General features: G+C 52.6%; 1 protein-coding gene. It reads right to left on the reverse strand.

The features are described from left to right. A partial coding sequence (locus O0S10_RS10415; RefSeq protein WP_268925817.1) for an InlB B-repeat-containing protein occupies positions 1-1,598 on the reverse strand: 1,598 nt, incomplete at its 3' end. Positions 1,599-1,783: the final 185 nt, after the last annotated feature.

Consider the following 1,783-nt stretch of genomic DNA (forward strand, 5'->3'; position numbering starts at 1 on the left):
AAGAGTCCGCCAAGTACCGGGGCGGGTGCCTGCGTTAAGGTGGGCTGTGCGCCTGCCGCGGTGGTGGACACCGGTGCCGCAGTGGTCGCGGTTGTGCCGCTCTGTGCCTGCGTCGGTACCGGGGTCGCTTTCGCGGTTGCCGTTGCGGTCGCCGTGGCGGTCGCGGTTGCTTCCGCCGGTGTGCCTGCGGAAGATGTCCATTTTGCATACAGGGTCATGTCGCCCGGGATGCTGTCGCTGAAGCTCCATCCTTGCGTGCATGCGCTATCCTTGTACCAGCCGGCAAAGGTGTAGCCGTCTTTGACGGGGGTGGCAGGTTCTGCTACGCGGTCGCCGTAGGAGAGGCCGGTTGCCGGGCTGATGAAGCTGCCGCCCTGGGTCTCGAAGAGGACACGGAAGGCGTTGTTCATGTTGCCGTCACCGGAGGAGACCTGCGGCTGGGGCTGTGGAGGTTCCGGTTGGGGTTCCGGTGTGATATCTTCATCGGGATCACCCGTTATAGACGTTACCTTCCCTGTGTAGGTTGTTTCAGAGTTTTCGACGGTAACCGTAACCTGTGCAACCGTATCCTGATCCGTTGAAAATCCACCAGCATCAACAAATTTTTGGTCTTCCGCAAACACAAAGGGACTGACTCTTGCGTTAGGGCTCGTTGCACTGATGGACGTTGATTCTACCGTGTTCTTGCTGAAGGACAAAAAATCGTCGTTTCCTGTGAGTTCGAGATTTGCACTGCCAACGAGACCTCCTGCCTGTTGATCCTCACCCTCAGCACGAATGGTAGTCCTTGTGACAGAACATTCCATAACAGAAGACGATCCATCTGTACAAAGGGATCCTGCAATACCTCCGACGCGGGTCCTTGGACTGGGGCTGGTTGCTGTTATCTTTGTATCTTTCACATGACATCCCTGGATATTGACATATCCGTATCCGATAATCCCGCCGACAAAACTCCATCCGGAAACGGCGGAGTTCTGAACATGAATGTTTTTGACATCAGAAACTTGACCACGACCCACAGCTACCCCAATAGATGAGGCATGTGCAGTGTTTGTGGTGGTGACTGAGGCGTTGACGAAGGTCAGATTACTGACAAGGGGAGAGTTGCCAGGCCCAAGATACCCGATAAATCCAACATACGAATCCTTGGAGTTCTGAATGCTCAGATTGGAGATGTTCTTATTTCCTCCGTCAAATTTACCCTTGAAGATCGCAGTCTGTTTGGAAGTATTTGTTGTATTCCCAATGGGTGTCCATTGTTTGCTTCCGAGATCAATATCATTCACTAACCGAATCCATTTCCCAGAGAATCCTCCTTGTGATGTGTTGGTATTCGTCTGGTTTGCGAGCTCGGCAAGACTCTTCGCATCGTAAATCAGGAGTGCGTTATCCCAGGTCGAGCCGTCATGTCCGGCAGCTATTTCCCCCTGATACCAACTGCTATTCAAAGAAGAACCATCCCACGTGTCCGCACTGACAGCTCCCGCCATCAGCGTACACACAAGCAGCAGAGCCGCGAGCAGCAGCACACCGCGCCGTCGAAGCTCCGCTAAAGAATCATGGGGACGATTTGTCCCGTAATTACATAACCTCATGAAATTCCTCCTTAGGCGCCGATGGAAACGCAGGCAGAAGACACAGCTTCGCATACGTGGGGAGACCATTACATCCTAAGTTAATAGGATATAACCCGGATTATTCCCTGAATGTACAATTTGCCGGATAAATTTCGTTTGCGCGGGAAAAGAAACAATTTCCGTATGCAAAAAATGTCAGGAAT

It is taken from the genome of Methanocorpusculum petauri (genome assembly GCF_026891975.1).
In the GTDB taxonomy this organism is placed as follows: domain Archaea; phylum Halobacteriota; class Methanomicrobia; order Methanomicrobiales; family Methanocorpusculaceae; genus Methanocorpusculum; species Methanocorpusculum petauri.